This window comes from Wolinella succinogenes DSM 1740, from assembly GCF_000196135.1.
Taxonomy (GTDB): Bacteria; Campylobacterota; Campylobacteria; order Campylobacterales; family Helicobacteraceae; genus Wolinella; species Wolinella succinogenes.
This window is the reverse complement of record NC_005090.1, coordinates 1,857,084-1,872,863: the sequence shown is the minus strand read 5'-3', so window position 1 is coordinate 1,872,863 and position 15,780 is coordinate 1,857,084. Positions and strand designations below refer to the sequence as shown.

Annotated in this window: 14 protein-coding genes; 5 read left to right on the top strand and 9 right to left on the bottom strand. The window is 50.3% G+C overall.

Translation table 11 applies throughout. The annotated features are described in order from the left end of the window. Nucleotides 1-3 precede the first annotated feature (3 nt). Complete coding sequence (gene lon / locus WS_RS09270; protein ID WP_011139757.1) at nucleotides 4-2,415, top strand: endopeptidase La; 2,412 nt, start codon at nucleotides 4-6, stop codon at nucleotides 2,413-2,415. A 6-nt stretch (nucleotides 2,416-2,421) separates the two neighbouring features. Here the strand turns inward: lon and acpS are convergent, their stop codons facing one another. Next, nucleotides 2,422-2,778, bottom strand: a complete 357-nt coding sequence (gene acpS / locus WS_RS09265; protein ID WP_011139756.1) for a holo-ACP synthase — start codon at nucleotides 2,776-2,778, stop codon at nucleotides 2,422-2,424. A 2-nt stretch (nucleotides 2,779-2,780) separates the two neighbouring features. Continuing rightward, a complete protein-coding gene (fliL, locus tag WS_RS09260; RefSeq protein WP_011139755.1) occupies nucleotides 2,781-3,317 on the bottom strand; it encodes a flagellar basal body-associated protein FliL in 537 nt (178 codons plus the stop codon). 87 nt (nucleotides 3,318-3,404) lie between these two features. On the opposite strand from fliL, the gene WS_RS09255 reads away from it, so the two are divergent. The 3 genes from WS_RS09255 to WS_RS09245 all read left to right on the top strand — a co-directional run bounded on the left by WS_RS09255 (nucleotide 3,405) and on the right by WS_RS09245 (nucleotide 8,064). Next, complete coding sequence (locus WS_RS09255; RefSeq protein ID WP_041571905.1) at nucleotides 3,405-4,199, top strand: MlaE family ABC transporter permease; 795 nt, start codon at nucleotides 3,405-3,407, stop codon at nucleotides 4,197-4,199. A 136-nt stretch (nucleotides 4,200-4,335) separates the two neighbouring features. Further along, entirely contained in the window at nucleotides 4,336-6,732 is a 2,397-nt protein-coding gene (locus tag WS_RS10760; protein WP_011139753.1) for a FecR family protein, read from the top strand. Between the two features lie 9 nt (nucleotides 6,733-6,741). After that, nucleotides 6,742-8,064: a tetratricopeptide repeat protein gene (locus WS_RS09245; protein WP_011139752.1), complete on the top strand. Its 1,323-nt coding sequence runs from the start codon at nucleotides 6,742-6,744 to the stop codon at nucleotides 8,062-8,064. A 13-nt stretch (nucleotides 8,065-8,077) separates the two neighbouring features. Here the strand turns inward: WS_RS09245 and rsmD are convergent, their stop codons facing one another. The 5 genes from rsmD to WS_RS09220 are packed head-to-tail and all read right to left on the bottom strand — an operon-like array spanning nucleotide 8,078 to nucleotide 11,381. Continuing rightward, the gene (rsmD, locus tag WS_RS09240) at nucleotides 8,078-8,683 is read right to left on the bottom strand and encodes a 16S rRNA (guanine(966)-N(2))-methyltransferase RsmD (RefSeq protein ID WP_041571904.1); all 606 of its coding nucleotides are present in this window, start codon (nucleotides 8,681-8,683) and stop codon (nucleotides 8,078-8,080) included. After that, nucleotides 8,667-9,032, bottom strand: a complete 366-nt coding sequence (locus WS_RS10755) for a hypothetical protein (protein ID WP_011139750.1) — start codon at nucleotides 9,030-9,032, stop codon at nucleotides 8,667-8,669. The genes rsmD and WS_RS10755 overlap by 17 nt, the downstream gene beginning before the upstream one ends. Before the next feature lie 45 nt (nucleotides 9,033-9,077). Next, nucleotides 9,078-10,922, bottom strand: a complete 1,845-nt coding sequence (locus WS_RS09230) for a primosomal protein N' (protein WP_011139749.1) — start codon at nucleotides 10,920-10,922, stop codon at nucleotides 9,078-9,080. Between the two features lie 6 nt (nucleotides 10,923-10,928). After that, entirely contained in the window at nucleotides 10,929-11,144 is a 216-nt protein-coding gene (locus WS_RS09225) for a hypothetical protein (protein WP_011139748.1), read from the bottom strand. 3 nt (nucleotides 11,145-11,147) lie between these two features. Then, on the bottom strand, nucleotides 11,148-11,381 hold the full coding sequence (locus WS_RS09220) for a hypothetical protein (RefSeq protein ID WP_041571903.1): 234 nt from the start codon (nucleotides 11,379-11,381) through the stop codon (nucleotides 11,148-11,150). 122 nt (nucleotides 11,382-11,503) lie between these two features. On the opposite strand from WS_RS09220, the gene uvrB reads away from it, so the two are divergent. Next, nucleotides 11,504-13,480, top strand: a complete 1,977-nt coding sequence (gene uvrB / locus WS_RS09215) for an excinuclease ABC subunit UvrB (RefSeq protein WP_011139747.1) — start codon at nucleotides 11,504-11,506, stop codon at nucleotides 13,478-13,480. Here the strand turns inward: uvrB and WS_RS09210 are convergent. Next, on the bottom strand, nucleotides 13,477-14,223 hold the full coding sequence (locus WS_RS09210) for a PleD family two-component system response regulator (protein ID WP_011139746.1): 747 nt from the start codon (nucleotides 14,221-14,223) through the stop codon (nucleotides 13,477-13,479). The genes uvrB and WS_RS09210 overlap by 4 nt on opposite strands. Before the next feature lie 3 nt (nucleotides 14,224-14,226). Beyond that, nucleotides 14,227-15,714, bottom strand: a complete 1,488-nt coding sequence (locus WS_RS11255) for a methyl-accepting chemotaxis protein (RefSeq protein ID WP_011139745.1) — start codon at nucleotides 15,712-15,714, stop codon at nucleotides 14,227-14,229. Nucleotides 15,715-15,780 lie beyond the last annotated feature (66 nt).

Genomic DNA, 15,780 nt, shown 5'->3' with positions numbered 1-15,780 from the left:
AACATGCAACTTAGCAACTACGGGTCATTCCCGATGAATATTCCCGTTGTAGTGGAGGACGACCTCTTCCTCTACCCCTTTATGATCGTGCCTATTTTTGTCAATGACGAGGCCAACATCAAGGCCATCAACCATGCCATGGATCACAACGAGTTGATCTTCATTGCCACCGCCAAGGTGGGCGAAGAGGAGAATCGCACCAAGGAGAGCTTCTATCCAGCGGGCGTGGTGGGGAGTATCATGCGTAAAGTGGCGCTCCCTGATGGAAGGGTGAAGCTCCTTTTCCAGGGATTAGCGCGAGGAAAAGTGCTGGAGGTGACCCAAGAGAATCCCCTCATGGTGGAGGTGGATCTCATCAAGAGCCTCCCCTATGAAGAGAATCGAATCAATGCGGTCTTGGCGATTCTGCGAGATAAGATTAAAACCCTCTCCAGTGTCAATCCGCAATTCCCTCCCGATCTTTTGCGCACCATTGAAGAGAATCATGATCCTCATCGAATCATCGACCTTATCGCCAGCACCATCAAGCTTCGCAAAGAGCAGGCCTATAGGCTTTTCATTGAGGCGGATGCTGAGGAGAGGCTGCTTCTTTTGATTGACTACATCATCGAAGAGGTGGAGGCGCTCAAGCTCCAAAAAGAGATCAAGAGCAAAGTCCACAACAAGATGGAGCAGATCAACAAGGAGTATTTCCTCAAAGAGCAGCTCAAGCAGATTCAAAAAGAGCTAGGGGTGGACAACCAGCGCGATGAAGAGATTGAAGAGTATTACGAGAAGCTCGAATCGCTCAAAGAGGCAATGCCCAAAGATGCCTACAAAGAGATCAAAAAGCAGATCGACCGTCTCTCTCGGATGCACCCTGATAGCGCGGATGCCAACCTTCTCCAAAACTATGTCGAGTGGATGCTAGAGATTCCCTTTGGGAAGATCTCCACGAAAAAACTCTCCATCGATGAGGTGAAAAAGCAGCTCGATCATGACCACTATTCGCTCAAAAAGCCCAAAGAGCGAATCGCTGAGTATTTTGCTGTGCGCGAGCTCCTCTCATTAAGGGGCAAGGATCAAAAAGATTCTAAAGGGACGATTCTCTGCTTTTTTGGCCCTCCCGGAGTGGGCAAAACCTCGCTAGCCAACTCCATTGCTACGGCGCTTAAACGACCGCTGGTGAGGATTGCGCTTGGAGGCTTGGAGGATGTCAATGAGCTTCGCGGACACCGACGAACCTACATCGGAGCGATGCCGGGTCGAATCGTCCAAGGCCTAATTGATGCCAAAGAGATGAATCCCGTCATGGTATTGGATGAGATTGATAAGGTTGGGCGCTCCCATCGAGGCGATCCTACTTCGGTCCTCCTAGAGATTCTTGATCCAGAGCAAAACAGTGAGTTTAGAGATTATTATGCGAACTTCAATATCGATCTCTCGCAGGTGATTTTCATCGCCACGGCCAATGATATCGGACAGATTCCCGCTCCCTTGCGCGATCGGATGGAGTTTATTCAGGTGAGTAGCTACACTCCTCAAGAGAAGCTAGAGATCGCCAAAAAATATCTCATCCCCCAAGAGATGAAAAAACATGGACTCCAAAATGCGGAAGTGAGCCTCTCGCTTCCTGCATTAAGGGAGATGATCGAGAAATACACCCGTGAGGCGGGCGTGCGAAACCTGAGAAGGAGAATCGCTCAAATCTTGCGCAAATGCGCTAGGCTCATCCTTCAAGAGGGGCGAGATAAGGTGAGCATCACGCCCAAAAACCTTCCTGAGTTTTTGGACAAAATTGTCTTTGAGATTGACGAGGCGGATAAAAAAGATCGTGTGGGTGTGGTCAATGGCTTGGCGTGGACGAGTGTGGGGGGCGATGTGCTCAAGATTGAGGCGGTCAAAATCAAAGGCAAGGGCGCGCTTCAGCTCACAGGAAGCCTAGGCGATGTGATGAAAGAATCGGCCAAAATCGCCCTCTCTGTGGTGAAAGTGCTCATCGATGAGGGGAAAATCCGAATCGATTCCTCGAAGCTTCCCAAAAAAGCCAAAAGCAAGGAGGGCGAAGAGGAGGAGTCAAACGCGATTTACAACTGCTACGATCTCCACCTCCATGTCCCTGAGGGCGCCACCCCTAAAGATGGTCCAAGCGCTGGAATCGCGATGGCGAGCGTCATTGCATCTATTCTTTCGGATAAAAAGGTGCGCTCTAGTGTGGCGATGACGGGAGAGCTCACCCTTACGGGCAAAGTGCTTCAGATTGGAGGGCTCAAAGAGAAGCTTATCGCCGCCCACAAAGCAGGAATCAAGCGTGCACTCATCCCCAAGAAGAACTTCGAGCGAGACCTGGATGAGATTCCTGATGAGGTGAAAGAGGCATTGGAGATTGTGCCTGTGACGCGAATCGAAGAGGTGCTCAAAGAGGTCTTGATCTAAAAAGACCTAAGCCCTTCTCTTCTCCATTGCCACTACAGCGATGGCAAATCCCTTGTCGTGGGTGATGGAGAGCGCGCAAGAATCGATTTCAAAGCGATCTTTAACTCTGGGTGAGAGCTCCAAAAGAGGGGCACCCTTTGGGTTTTTAAAAAGTCGAATATCATGAAATCCCACCTCCGCTCCAATTCCTGTGCCTAATGCTTTTGAACAAGCCTCTTTAGCCGCCCAGAATCCAGCGATTGTCTCAGGTTTATTCGCCAGTAGAATCTCCTCAGGCAAAAGAAAGCGCTCCAGCCCCCTCTGTCCATGTTTGGCAATAAAGGCTTCGATGCGCTCGATGGAGACTAAATCAATTCCAATCATCCCTACTGAACCACAAAATCGGTAAAGAAGAGATTGACGATACGACCATCCACTAAAAACTCATTCAATCGCTCGATCAACTCTTCTTTAAGCTTTTCCTTGCCCTTCATGGTGGAGATCTCTTCGATGCTTTTAGAGGAGAGAATCGAAATCACTGTGTCACGAATCACGGCTCTTTTGGTGTCTAGCTCAGCGGTGAGATTGGGCTGACTGAGCTCCACATTGATGGAGGTCTTGAGGTAGCGGCGACCGCTTTGGGTGGTGAGGTTGACGATGAATTGGTCAAGTGCATACATAGGCCCTACGCTAAGGAAATTACCCCCGCCGCTTCTAGAGGCTCCACCCGCCTTGGCTCCGCCTGAGGTGCTTTGGGAGGCTTGGGCGCTGGCTGCTTGAGGCTCAGGGTTGCTGCTTAGCATGAAATAGACGACCACGCCGCCAATGATGAGCAATAGGGCGATAACACCCGCAATGATGAAGATAATCAGTTTGTTCTTTTTGCCCTCGGCCTGTGCGGTCTCTTTGTTCTCATCTGCCATGCGACTACCTTTGGATGGAGTGTTGTAGGCAGTTATTATACAATGTTTGCTAAAATAAAGAAAAACCAACGATAGGTGAGATCAAAAATGGTCACTGCATTTTTTGGAGCCCTTGGAAGACCCGTCCTTCTTCTATGGAAGAGCTTGGAGAAGTTTGGGGAGTTCTTGATGTTCCATCTGCGCCTCATCCCTGCCTATTTCACGCCTCCTTTTCGAGCAAGAGAGCTTTTTATTCAGATGGAGAGTATTGGGGTGGGCTCTTTTTGGGTGATTGTGCTCACTTCGGTATTCACGGGCATGGTTTTGGCGATCCAGTTTTATCAGGGATTCCACCAGTTTGGTGCCGAAAATTTTATGAGCTATCCCATCTTTCTTGCCATCACGCGTGAATTAGGCCCAGTCTTTGCCGCGCTCATGCTCACGAGTCGTGCGATTTCAGCGATGGCGGCTGAGCTTGGGACTATGCGAGTGACTGAGCAAATTGATGCAATCGACACATTGGCCATCGATTCGAAGCGTTATTTGATTGTTCCAAGGATTCTCGCCTCCACGCTATCACTCCCTTTGTTAGTGATTCTTTTTAACTTTATTGGGAATCTCTCCGCCTATTTTATCTCCATTCACGTCTTGGGAGTGAATGAGGAGAGTTATAGGAGTATTGTGAGGCAATACTTGGAATTGAGCGACTTGGTGATTTCTTTAGTGAAGGCATTCGTCTTTGGCTATCTGGTGAGCTTGGTGGGAACTTATATCGGATACAACACTCGCGGAGGCGCTAGAGGGGTGGGGCGCTCCACCACTAGTGCGGTGGTCTTTAGCGCAGTGACCATTTTTGGGGCTAATTATCTGCTCTCTGCCTTTTTCTTGGCGATGGACTGGTGAGGGGAGGGCTCTTAGGGCGCATGGTGAGGCCTCCTTTGACTTTTTGAAGAAACTCTGAAATAATTTCTCCAATAATATCTACTCAATCAATCGTTTCATTATCACCACGTCCATACAAAACAACAAGGGGTAGCTCATGGAGGGGCAGAGGGTCATCGCACGCATCATAATGGCGTGCCTATTTTTATTCAGTGCGCTAGGGGCGGAGATAGGGAATATCACCCTGCTTGTGGGAAGTGCAGAGATAGAGCGGGGAGCAGAGAGACTCCAAGCCTCTACGGGCACGGTGTTAGAGGAGAAGGACACGATCCGCACCGCGGCTAGCTCTAAAGTCCAGCTCACCTTTAAAGACAAGACGGTCATCACGCTAGGACCCGATTCTCTTTTTTTGATTCAAGAGTATCTGAGCGATTCCTCCTCGCCCAAGGCGAAGTTCTCTATCACCCAAGGTGCTTTCAAGGCGATCACAGGGCAGATAGGCAAGGTCGCCCCACAAAATTTCAATCTGGAGACGAAGACGGCGACCATTGGGATACGGGGGACGATTCTTGGAGGTGAGATAGGGAGCACTCCTAATGGAGAGCCGCTAGATACACTCTACTGCTTTGATGGTTCGATCGTAGTCGCTTCGCTTCATCCTACAGCAGGCATATCATCCTCTGTGGTGGTGCTCAATCCCGGAGAGATGACGAGGCTCGCTTTTGCCTCTCCCCCCTCCCCTCCTGCTCCGATTTCACCCCAGCAGATGAATCAATTCAACTCTTCTCTTGGTGGGGGGCTAGGAGCATCTAGAGGATTAGAGACAGGCGGAGGGATGGGAGGACTCTCCCCTTCTCCCCTCTCCTCTCTTGGCCTTTTGGGTGGCGCAGGATCGGGATTTGAAGGAGTGGGTTCTCAGGCGGGGCTGATGCAGTCTATGGCTCTGCAGTCCATGCAAGGCGATAGGATGGCGCAGCTCGCTGATTTGATCAATCCACCCGAGCCCAATCTCACTTTTTCTTATTTGACTAAAACCTCCGTGAATGGTGTAGCGGCTGATATTGAGCAGGTCGAGGCGAGCTTGACCAGTGGCGCTAGTGTCGCTGATCGAATCGATGTCACCTATAGCCATGATGATGGAAACGGGGGGAAGATCACCGAGACACTCTCTAGCGATGACTTGGCCTCTTCGCCAGATTGGCAAGAGAGCTATGTGAATGATGATGTGCTTCGCTACTTCATGCTCTATCGCGCGCACACCGACTCGCTAGTCGCAGGCGGCACACCTCTCTCCACCTCACAGGTCGCTTCTCTCTCGGGGGTGGCGCAATTTTTTAACCCTGAAGATAGTTGCTATTACGGAGGGGACTGCTCTGATATGGTAGGACTCAGCTCCAATCTAGCGATCAATTATGACAATAAAGAGCTTCTTGAGGTGACGATGGATGAATGGGGGGGAATAACGCTCTTGGTGGGGAAAATAGGAGCCAATGGCTCGATTGCCTCTTCGACCAAGCGGGTAGGACAGAGCCTCTCGTGGGTAGTGAACACCGACTTCTTTTTTCCCGAAGAGAGCACCTCGGTCTCAGGGCGACTCTATGGAGAGGAGAATAACTACATCTTGGGAGCCTTGTCTCAGATGAATTCAATGGGAGGGGTTAGTGTGGAGAGTTACGCTGCTAGAGCCTATCAAAATCCCTACCTAAACGTCCCTACGACAGGAAAGCTAGAGCTTCAGGGTTATGGGGTCTCTTTTTATAATCCTGGAAGCGGTCTAAGATGGGGTATATCAGATGAAGTGACTATTTCCTTGGCGCGATCTTCGGGTGGGAGCACTGCAGGGACGAATATCGACCTCATGGGTGGCAGGAGTAGTGAGCTCTCTAGTGTGAATTTCTCTTCAGCGACCCATCGTGCCTATATCACGGATGAATATTTTGCCATCCTTGACACCACTTCAGGGAGCGAGAAGTGGATCGTGGCGATTCCTAGTAACGCAGAATTAACTGGATATGACTCTTGGGGGGATTATGTCTCTTGGGGGTATTGGGGTGCGTATGACGCAGGGGATGTCACCAAGCCCAGCGTCAACTATTGGGTGGCAGGAAAGGACAAAGATCTAGCGGCTAGTTATATTGATAGCCTGATTGCCTCAGTCGATATGAACTCCTACACATACAAGGGAATCATTTTGGGGCAAGTTACCAATGGCTGGGGGGAGGTCTCGCCGATTTTAAATGGAACCGTCACACTCAGATTTGATTTTGGGGGTGGGGCGAATTCCCTGCTGGATTCAAGCAAGATCGCCTTTAGTGCAGGAGGAAACTCTTGGATGTTGAATCCTTCTAGTGATGCGCCAGTGAGTAACGGAACTTTCTTTAGCTCTTTGGATGGCACGGTGGGCGGTAACAGTATTGATTCGGGCTCGATGAAGGGGAGTTTCTTTGGCAGTAATGCTGAAGCCGTAGCGGGAGCTTTTAGCGCAAAGGGCACTGTGAGTGGTTACGAACATGAAGCCGTGGGGGTCTTCAAAGCCCTCTACCAGCAGCCCTAAGGAGTCCTAGTGCGTTGTCTATCTAAAACTTTTAAGTCGATTCTTTTGGCAGGAATCTTGGCAGCAAGCTCTCTAGAGGCGAGCCCAAAAGCCAAAGCTGAGGCGATGAGCTTCTATAATTTGGGACAGTTCCAAGAGGCCAAAGAGCGCTTTTTGGAGCTCTCTAGAGCCAACCCCCAAGACCCTGAGCTCAACTTCTACCTGGGGCGCAGTGCGCTGGAGGTGAAAGATTATGATACCGCCATAGCGGCGTTTGATCGAGTACTCATGGTCGATCCAGCACACGCTAGGACTCGTTTGGAGGTGGCGAGAGTCTACTTTGAGAGGGGTTATTTCGAGCTCGCCCTCAAGGAGCTTGATTTGGTTCTCTCAGGGAAGCTTCCCGTGAATGTACGAGAGAGCGTGCAGAGCTTCCGCGATCGAATCGAAAAGGGCATGAGCCGCCACACATGGAGTGCGGCACTGCTTGTGGGAATCGAGCATGACAGTAATGTTAATAATGACATTGGCGGCAAAAGCTTCATCCTCCCTTCGCTCCAGCTCCCCCTAGAGGGGAACACTCAAAAGAGCGACTACAACTCCTATCAAGGGGTGATTCTCAATCACGCCTACGACATCGGAGAGCGAGGGGGCTGGGCTTGGGAGAGTGGGTTGAGCGCGTTTAACAAATCTTACTTTGACCAAAGTGCCAACAATCTCTCACTCGCCTCACTCACCACAGGGCCCGCTTATGCGCATGGTTCGCATAAGCTCTCCTTTCCTGTGAGCTTTGATAAAATCTATCTAGGGAGCGAAGGCTATGTGGATGTCCTCTCAGGAGGCGTGAAATACAAGCAGGCCTTTAGCGCCTCTTGGATGGGCGAAGCGGGAATCTTGGGGCGCGCGAATGACTATGTTTCCAAATATCGCACGAGAGATTCTAAAGAGATTTTCACCTATCTTGGCTCAAAAATCGCCCTTGGAGAGAAGAATCCGTGGCTCTTCTCCCTCTATGTGAGCTACCGAGATGTGAACGCTAAAGAAAATATTCGCACCGATGTCAACCTCAATGAGTGGAGCTATAAGGCGGAGCTCTCCAAGGAGCTATGGGCAAAGACTCGCGCGAGTGTCGGTTATGTTCGCAAAGAGAGCCGCTATCAAGACTATGACACGCTCTTTTTGTCCAAAAGGGACGATTCGGAGAATCGTTACGAGCTAGGGCTCACCTATGAGATCAGCCAAAAATCCCTCATTGGATTGAGTTACGCTAATATCCATCATCGTTCTAATCACGGCCCCTTCACCTATGACAAAGAGACGCTGGCGGCTTACTATGTCTGGAATTTTTGGTAAGAGATTCGGTGCGTTAATCGTGGGCGAGAGTAGCGTAGTAGCTAAGAGCGCTCTTGCCAAATTTTTTGGTCTTGAGGCGCTCAAACGCCCCAATTTGGCTTGGAGGCTCAAGCTGGCTCATATGCTCTAGCGCAATATAGAGAGTGTTTTGAGGAGAGAGGGTTTGGATGAGAGCATAGCAGCGCTCATAAACCTCGGCTTGATTCTCTCGAATCGCAAAAGGAGGATCAAGATAGACGATCATCTTCTCCTTTTGGCTCTGAGATCGCATGATTTGAGGAAAGAGATCAAAGCTATTCCCCAAAAAGCTCTCACTCGCCTCTTGGAGGGAGAGGGTTTGGAGATTTTTTTGCAAGATTTTATAGGCTTCGTTAGAATACTCAAAAAAGATCGCCCGCCTTGCTCCCCTAGAGAGCGCCTCAATCCCCATGGAACCCGTGCCCGCAAAGACCTCGACAAAAAGCGTCCCTTCCACTTCTATCCCTAGGGTGTTAAAAAATGACTCTTTGAGGATGGATTTGGTGCTTCGTGTGGTATCGCTTGGCACCATCGCGATGGGGCGACCCTTGAGAGAGCCCGCGATGACTCTTAGGGTCAATTTTTTACCGTTTGCCTTCATGATGCTCCGTGATCATCCAGTAGAGCTCTTGGGAAAAGCGCGAAGTGGCCTCTTCGATTCTCTTTTTGAGGGCGAAGTCTTGATGCCCTTCGGAGATTTCATCAAAGGGCGGACGGAGTTTGAGGGATTTGAAAAAGGCCTCCAGACCCAAAATTAGCTGGGTGCGCGTGAAGGGCTTGGGGATGTAGGCCTCTTGGCTGGTGGAGATGAGGCAGAGGGGTTTGTCCACCTTTAGGGGCTTATCGGAGACGACAAAGTCGCACTGGCGATAGCTGGTGACATGCTCTCTCAAATAGTACTCCAAGCATCGGTCAAGAAGAGGAGAATCGCAGATGATGGCTAGCTTCATGGGCGACCTTTGGCGAATTTTAGCGCTATTTTAGCCCATCCTCGCTTACACGAACGAGAGAGGATCGATGTCGATCTCATCAAGCTCGCCCTTGGCTTTGGCGAGCGAAGAGAGGAGGGTTTTGGAGCTTTTAGAGCGCACAAAGATGCAGTAGCGCCACTTCTTGGCGATCTTCTCGATGGGGGCGGGACCATGACCGATGATCTCTACGGGGGTTTTTTGGAGGCGCTCTAGGGTCTCTTGGCAGGCTCTTTGGGCTTTGGAGGGGTCGGTGTGAGAGAACCAGATCATCGCCAATTTGCTAAAGGGAGGATAGAGGCCTTGGCGCAGTCTCAACTCCTCTTTGAGAAACTCCTCATAATCGCCCAGGCGATCTTTTAAAAAGGCGGTGTGGAAACTTTGGATGAGTACGCCACCCGATTCCTTTCGCCCGCTTCGCCCGCATAGCTGCAAGAGGGTTGAGATCGCTCTCTCGTGAGCCCGATAATCATCGCTCTTAAGAAGGTAGTCGATTCCCAAAATCGCGGCTAGTTCGACATTGTGGTAGTCGTGCCCTTTGGAGAGCATTTGAGTGCCCACGAGAAGATCGATTTTTCCTTGGTTGAAGCGCTCTAGGGTCTTTTTGAGGCGACTTTGTGTGGTGATGAGGTCACGATCAAAGCGCTCGATGTTAGCCTCAGGAAAGAGGAGGGAGAGCTCCTCGGCAATCTGTGCGGTGCCAAGGCGCTCACTCTTTAGCTCAGCACCACACTTGGGGCAGAGTGAGGGGATGGGGCAGCTGTAGCGGCAGTGGTGGCAGATGAGCGCTCGCTCTTTTTTGTGCAGACTGAGGCTCACGCTACAATGGGGGCATTGTAGGCTCTCTCCGCACTGGGTGCATAATAGGTGCTTAAAGTTGGCGCGAGTGGGGAGGAAGATGATCGCCTGCTTGCCTCGCTTGAGGGTTTTGGAGATTTCTTGAAGGAGGGGAGGCGTGAGGGTGTCAAGCCCTGGAGTGAAAAGGAGGCTCTTTTGGGTTTGGAAGTGGCGCCCTTTGAGGCGGAACATCGCCTCTTTTTGGGAGAATCGATAATAGGTGCTAGCTAGAGGGGTGGCGCTTCCAAGAATCACCTGGATTCCTCCGCGATCTCCCGCTAGGAGAGCTAGGTCACGCGCGTTGTAGCGGGGACGATTTTGGGATTTGTAGGCATCATCATGCTCTTCATCCACGATGATGAGCCCAAGGTTTGGGAGGGGCAAAAAGAGTGAAGAGCGCGCGCCAGCGATGAGACGAATCTGGCCGCTAGCGATCCCTTCTAGGGTTTCTTGCTTTTTTTTGGCTGAGATTTTAGAGTGCCACAGTGCGACCCAATCCCCGAAATAGCCGCAGAGCCGCCTCTCCATTTGGGGGGTGAGACTGATCTCTGGCATCAAAAAAAGAACACTCTTTCCTTTGGAGAGATGGGTGGCGATAAGGTGAGCGTAGATTTCTGTTTTGCCGCTTCCTGTGTCGCCAAAAAGGAGCGCGCTTGGCTTGGCTTGCAAAAACTCTAACGCCTCTTGCTGGAGAGAAGAGAGGGGCAGAAGGGGAGGAGGGGGTGCTTCTTTGGGTGGGGGTGGGGTCGATTCAAAAGGGATGAAAAGTCCAAAGCTCTCGCCTAAAGAGGCGCAGTAGTAGGTGGAGATGAATCGGGCAATCTTTTGTTGCAAGGGAGAGAATCGCGCCTCTAGAGGGCGGAGAATCTCTTTGCAATCAAAACTTGGGGGATCGATCTTTTCCAAGACGACCGCTTTTTTGAGGCGGCTTTTGAGCTCCACCTCCACCACTTCGCCTGATTCGATGGCTTTGGGGGAGGCGTAGGTGAGAGTGGGAGCGCTGGAGCCTAGGATGGCGAGGAGGTAGTGATTCAAGGGGATTTAGTGCTGATCAAGCTTGTCACAAATTTTTTCTAGCGCCTCTTGCATCTCGGCACACTCTTGGCACTTTTCTAGATAGGCTTTGAGGAGCTCTTTGACATCAAGAGTACTCCTCTCGCTAAGCCAAGCAAACTCCTTATGGGTGCGGGGATGCACCCCCTCTAGTGAGATTTCGTAGCGCTTGCCAAGAAGGGAGAGCGAGAGTTTCTCAGGCATGATCTATCGAACGAGCGCCGATTCTATCTTTTTGAGCATACCCTCTAGCTCGCGCTCTTTAAGAGAAACTTCTTCATAGAGGCTGGAGATTTCGCTACTTTTGGCTTCGTTTTCAGCGCGGAGCATGATGTTTTCTTTACGGAGAATCTCAAGGGTCTCCTCGGAAGAGGCAAGCCTAGAGAGGAGTGTATCAATCTTCTCGTTGAGTCTCTCTAGTAAGGTGAGGGGGGCTTCCATGGGTTTCTCCTTGCTTTTGGGGGATAAAATATCGACAAAAGAGCGATTCTAAGGCGTTTTTATCAATATTTAAAGTTGGGTATAATTGTAGCATTTTTTGAACATTTTACAACGGAGCCTCCATGCAGCCTTTCAAAGTGCACTCTCCCTATGAGCCTGCAGGTGATCAGCCTCAAGCGATTGAGAAGCTCGCCCAAAGCATTCAGACCCAGCATCGCTATCAGACGCTTGTAGGCGTCACGGGAAGCGGCAAGACCTACACGATGGCTAAGATCATTGAGAAGCTTCAGATTCCTACGCTCATCATGACTCACAATAAAACCCTCGCCGCTCAGCTCTACAGTGAGTTTCGCGGCTTTTTCCCTAAGAATCATGTGGAATATTTCATCTCCCACTTTGACTACTACCAGCCCGAAGCCTATATTCCGCGCCAAGACCTCTTCATTGAAAAGGACAGCTCCATCAATGAGGAGCTGGAGCGCCTCAGGCTCTCAGCGACCACTTCGCTCCTGGCGCATGAGGATGTAATTGTGGTGGCTTCAGTCTCGGCCAACTATGGTCTTGGAAGCCCTGCAGAGTATGTTCAGATGATCCAAAAGCTAGAGGTAGGGGAGCGGCTGCATCAGCGCGAGCTTTTGCTGCGATTGGTGGAGATGGGCTATAAGCGCAACGACAACTTTTTTGATCGTGGAGATTTTCGTGTCAATGGCGAGGTGATTGATATCTATCCTGCCTACAGCGAAGATGAAGTGGTGCGCGTGGAGTTTTTTGGGGATGAGATTGAACGCATTGCCCTCCTAGATAGCGTGGATAGGCAGGCTTTGGGGGAGCTGCCAAGCTATATTCTCTATGCGGCCAATCAGTTTATCGTAGGGCAGAATCGACTTCACGAGGCGCTCAAAACCATCGAATCGGAGCTAGAAGAGCGGTTGGCGTTTTACCAAAAAGAGGGGCGAATGGTCGAGCACGCTAGGCTCAAACAGCGCACCGAATTTGACTTGGAGATGATTGGAGCGACAGGAATTTGCAAGGGAATCGAAAACTACTCACGCCATCTCACGGGTAAAAAAGTAGGTGAAACTCCTTACTCTCTGCTGGATTACTTTGAATTTAAGGGCAAACCCTATCTCATCATCGTGGATGAATCACATGTCTCTTTGCCTCAGTTTGGGGGGATGTATGCAGGGGATCGAAGTCGTAAAGAGGTACTGGTGGAGCATGGATTCCGCTTGCCTAGTGCACTGGACAACCGTCCGCTCACCTATGAGGAGTTCATCACCAAGGCGCCGCACTACCTCTTTGTCTCGGCAACCCCTGCGCCAAGGGAGCTTGAGCTAAGCCAAGCGCAGATCGCTGAGCAGATCGTGCGCCCCACGGGACTTTTGGATCCTCTCTATGAGGTGCGCGATAGTCAAAATCAAGTCGCCGCACTCTTTGATGAGATCAAAGCGGTGGTGGCGCGAGGCGAGCGTGTGCTCATCACCGCCCTCACGAAAAAGATGGCCGAAGAGCTGACCAAGTATTATGCCGATTTGGGAATCAAGGTGCGCTATATGCACTCAGAGATCGATGCGATTGAGCGCAATCAGATTATTCGAGGGTTACGCACGGGAGAGTTTGATGTGCTGGTGGGAATCAATCTTTTGCGAGAGGGACTGGATCTTCCTGAGGTCTCGCTGGTGGCGATTCTGGATGCGGATAAGGAGGGCTTCTTGCGGAGTGAGACAAGCCTCATTCAGACCATGGGACGTGCGGCGAGGAATCTCAATGGACGCGTTTTGCTCTTTGCTCAAAAGATCACTCCTTCGATGAAGAGAGCCATGGAGGTGACCGACTATCGCCGCTCCAAACAGCAGGAATTCAACCAAAAACATGGAATCACCCCCAAAAGCGTCACGAGAAAATTGGATGAAGAGCTGCGTCTTGAAGGGGTGGGCGATCTCTACGCAAAGGCCTCAAAGAAGGAGAAAATTCCTAAAGCAGAGCGAGAGAAAATCATCAAAGAGATGACCAAAAAGATGCATGAAGCGGCCAAGCTTCTTGATTTTGAGGAGGCGGCAAGATTGAGGGATGAGATTGCCAAAATCCGCGCCCTCTAGTCTTTGGACATCTCCTCTATCTTTTTGATCATCTCTCCATACCCATAAGGCTCCACGAGGCGCTCATAGCCACTAGAGCCAAATCGCCTCTCCACTTGGGAACGATCAAGATGGGAGGAGAGGATCAGGCAAGGTAGAGGGGAGGAGTGGGTCTCCTTGATGTCCCAAAGGAGCTCTTGGGGATTCTCCTCCTCCACTCCAGAATCTAAAATCAACACCCTTAAGCCCCCTTGGCTAGCCACCGCCAAGGCTTCTTCGCTCCTTTTTTCTGTATGCAGATGGTAGCCTCTAGGCAGGAGCGCTTCCCGCACCCTTTTGGCTAAAAAAGTGGATGGAGAGAGGAGAAGAATCTCTCTGGGGGTGCTACTTTTGAGGTGAGCCAAGAAACCAAGAAGCTCCCTCATCCAAGCCGAGCGCTCCTCTTTGAGGATGCAAGCAATCGCCCCTCCTAAAAGAAGGCGTTCCTGCTTTTTGAAGCCTTGAGGAGAGAGGAGGAGGATCACTCTCACCCCAAAGAGAACGTGCAGCTCCAAAAGGAGCGATTCTTCCTTGGGAATCAAGGAGCAGTCTGCGATGACCCCATCAAATCCCTCTTGGTAGTAGAGGGATTTAGCCTCGGAGAGGGAGAAGGCATCCAAAAGAAGGTAGCCTTGATGGATTAGAGAGAGCCAGAGTCGCCCCTTATCGCAGGGGGAAAATCCAAACAGAAGAATCTTTTTAGGCCGCCAGGGGAGAGTCTTCACCTTCTAAAACCTCTTCTTCCTCACCTCTTCAACCATCCCCTCTGCCATCTTAGAGACCTCTCTAGCTATCCCATCCGTCTTATCCGCTACTCCTGCATTTTGTTGGGTTACAGTATCAAGTTGGGCAATGGCTTCATTGATCTGAGTGATTCCTTGAGCTTGCTCTTTAATACTATCACTCATCTCATTGACAGATTGAACTAGGACATTGGTATTGGCCTCTATCTCTCCTAAAGACTTCTGAGTTCTCTCCGCTAGCTTTCTCACTTCATCGGCAACGACTGCAAATCCTCTTCCATGCTCTCCTGCTCTTGCGGCTTCAATGGCAGCATTTAGAGCCAGTAGATTGGTTTGATCGGCAATGTCTCTAATGATCATGATGACATTACGAATCTCTTCAGTCTGTTTAGAGACCTCTTCAGCTCTATGGCTGATTCCTCCCATAGAGCTACTCATCTCTTCAATAGCGGCGGCACTCTCTTCTAGGCTGGCGGCTTGTTCGTTGGCTCCCTGAGAGAGAACCTCCATTGATTCTTGCAGGAGTCTGGCCTGTTTCTCCATGGAGTGTCCTGAATCAAGAGAGCTTTGGAGCATCTTAGTGATCTCTCCTCCTAGATAGTTGACCCCTTCAATCAAAGAGGCGACTTCTCCTTTGAGTCCTCCTTTTTCCATCCTCTCCCTAAAGTCATTCTCAGCGTAGCTCTTTAGAAGAGAGAGGACTCCTTGGAAGTTTTGATTCAAAGAGGCAAGCATCTCATTAAGAAGCTCTTTGAGTTTGAGGAGCTGAGGATTATCAGGGAGGGAGTGGATGGCTTGGTTGAGATGACCCTCTTTGATTCTATTGACCACCATAAGAGTCTCTTGGACGGTCTCTGTGTCCTCTAGCAACCCTTTTTGGATACGCTTGATGTTTTCATTGATCGCTCCAGCCATCTCTCCAAACTCATCTTTAGAGGAGAGATTGATGAGCTGTGCCTCTTTGGATTCTCTTGAGAGGAAAGAGAAGAAGGAGAGGAGGCCGGATTGGATGGAGGAGAGAGAGGAGATGATGTTTTTGATGATCAGGATTGAAAAACCCAAGAAGACTCCAAAGGCGAGAATAAAAGCGATGGCTATCGTTTTTTCGATGAGATCTGATTGCTCTAGAGTGGCTTCAGAAGCGCTCTTTAGGGTTTGCTCCAGATTGCTTTGGAGCTTCTCACTCACTGAGGCTCCCTCCTTGGTGGTCTCAGCAATTCTTCTCTTTTTTTCCTCTTCGCTTAGCGATCCATCAGCTAGGATTTGAAGTCTCAACTCATAGAGTTCAGCATAACGGGCGAAAAGCTGAAGATTTTCTTCTAGGCGAGCCTTATTGGCAGGGATTTGCACCTTCTTATGGAGGGCTGCCGTATCATGGTGGATTTTTTTCATGACTAGACGAATCGCCTCTGTCTTTCCGCCACTAAGCTGATCTTGGTAACGAAGAATCCGAAGCTTTAAGAACTCCTCCATAAGAAGAGTTGCCTCAGAGCTTGCGATATTGTAGGCACGAACAGTGGAACTTTTCGTGTGATAGAT

Excerpts from the sequence above, each read along its gene's own strand:
- lon (WP_011139757.1), top strand. The coding sequence starts at position 4 with ATGCAACTTAGCAACTACGGGTCATTCCCGATGAATATTCCCGTTGTA.
- acpS (WP_011139756.1), bottom strand. The coding sequence starts at position 2,778 with ATGATTGGAATTGATTTAGTCTCCATCGAGCGCATCGAAGCCTTTATT.
- fliL (WP_011139755.1), bottom strand. The coding sequence starts at position 3,317 with ATGGCAGATGAGAACAAAGAGACCGCACAGGCCGAGGGCAAAAAGAAC.
- WS_RS09255 (WP_041571905.1), top strand. The coding sequence starts at position 3,405 with ATGGTCACTGCATTTTTTGGAGCCCTTGGAAGACCCGTCCTTCTTCTA.
- WS_RS10760 (WP_011139753.1), top strand. The coding sequence starts at position 4,336 with ATGGAGGGGCAGAGGGTCATCGCACGCATCATAATGGCGTGCCTATTT.
- rsmD (WP_041571904.1), bottom strand. The coding sequence starts at position 8,683 with ATGAAGGCAAACGGTAAAAAATTGACCCTAAGAGTCATCGCGGGCTCT.
- WS_RS10755 (WP_011139750.1), bottom strand. The coding sequence starts at position 9,032 with ATGAAGCTAGCCATCATCTGCGATTCTCCTCTTCTTGACCGATGCTTG.
- WS_RS09225 (WP_011139748.1), bottom strand. The coding sequence starts at position 11,144 with ATGCCTGAGAAACTCTCGCTCTCCCTTCTTGGCAAGCGCTACGAAATC.
- WS_RS09220 (WP_041571903.1), bottom strand. The coding sequence starts at position 11,381 with ATGGAAGCCCCCCTCACCTTACTAGAGAGACTCAACGAGAAGATTGAT.
- uvrB (WP_011139747.1), top strand. The coding sequence starts at position 11,504 with ATGCAGCCTTTCAAAGTGCACTCTCCCTATGAGCCTGCAGGTGATCAG.
- WS_RS11255 (WP_011139745.1), bottom strand. The coding sequence starts at position 15,714 with ATGGAGGAGTTCTTAAAGCTTCGGATTCTTCGTTACCAAGATCAGCTT.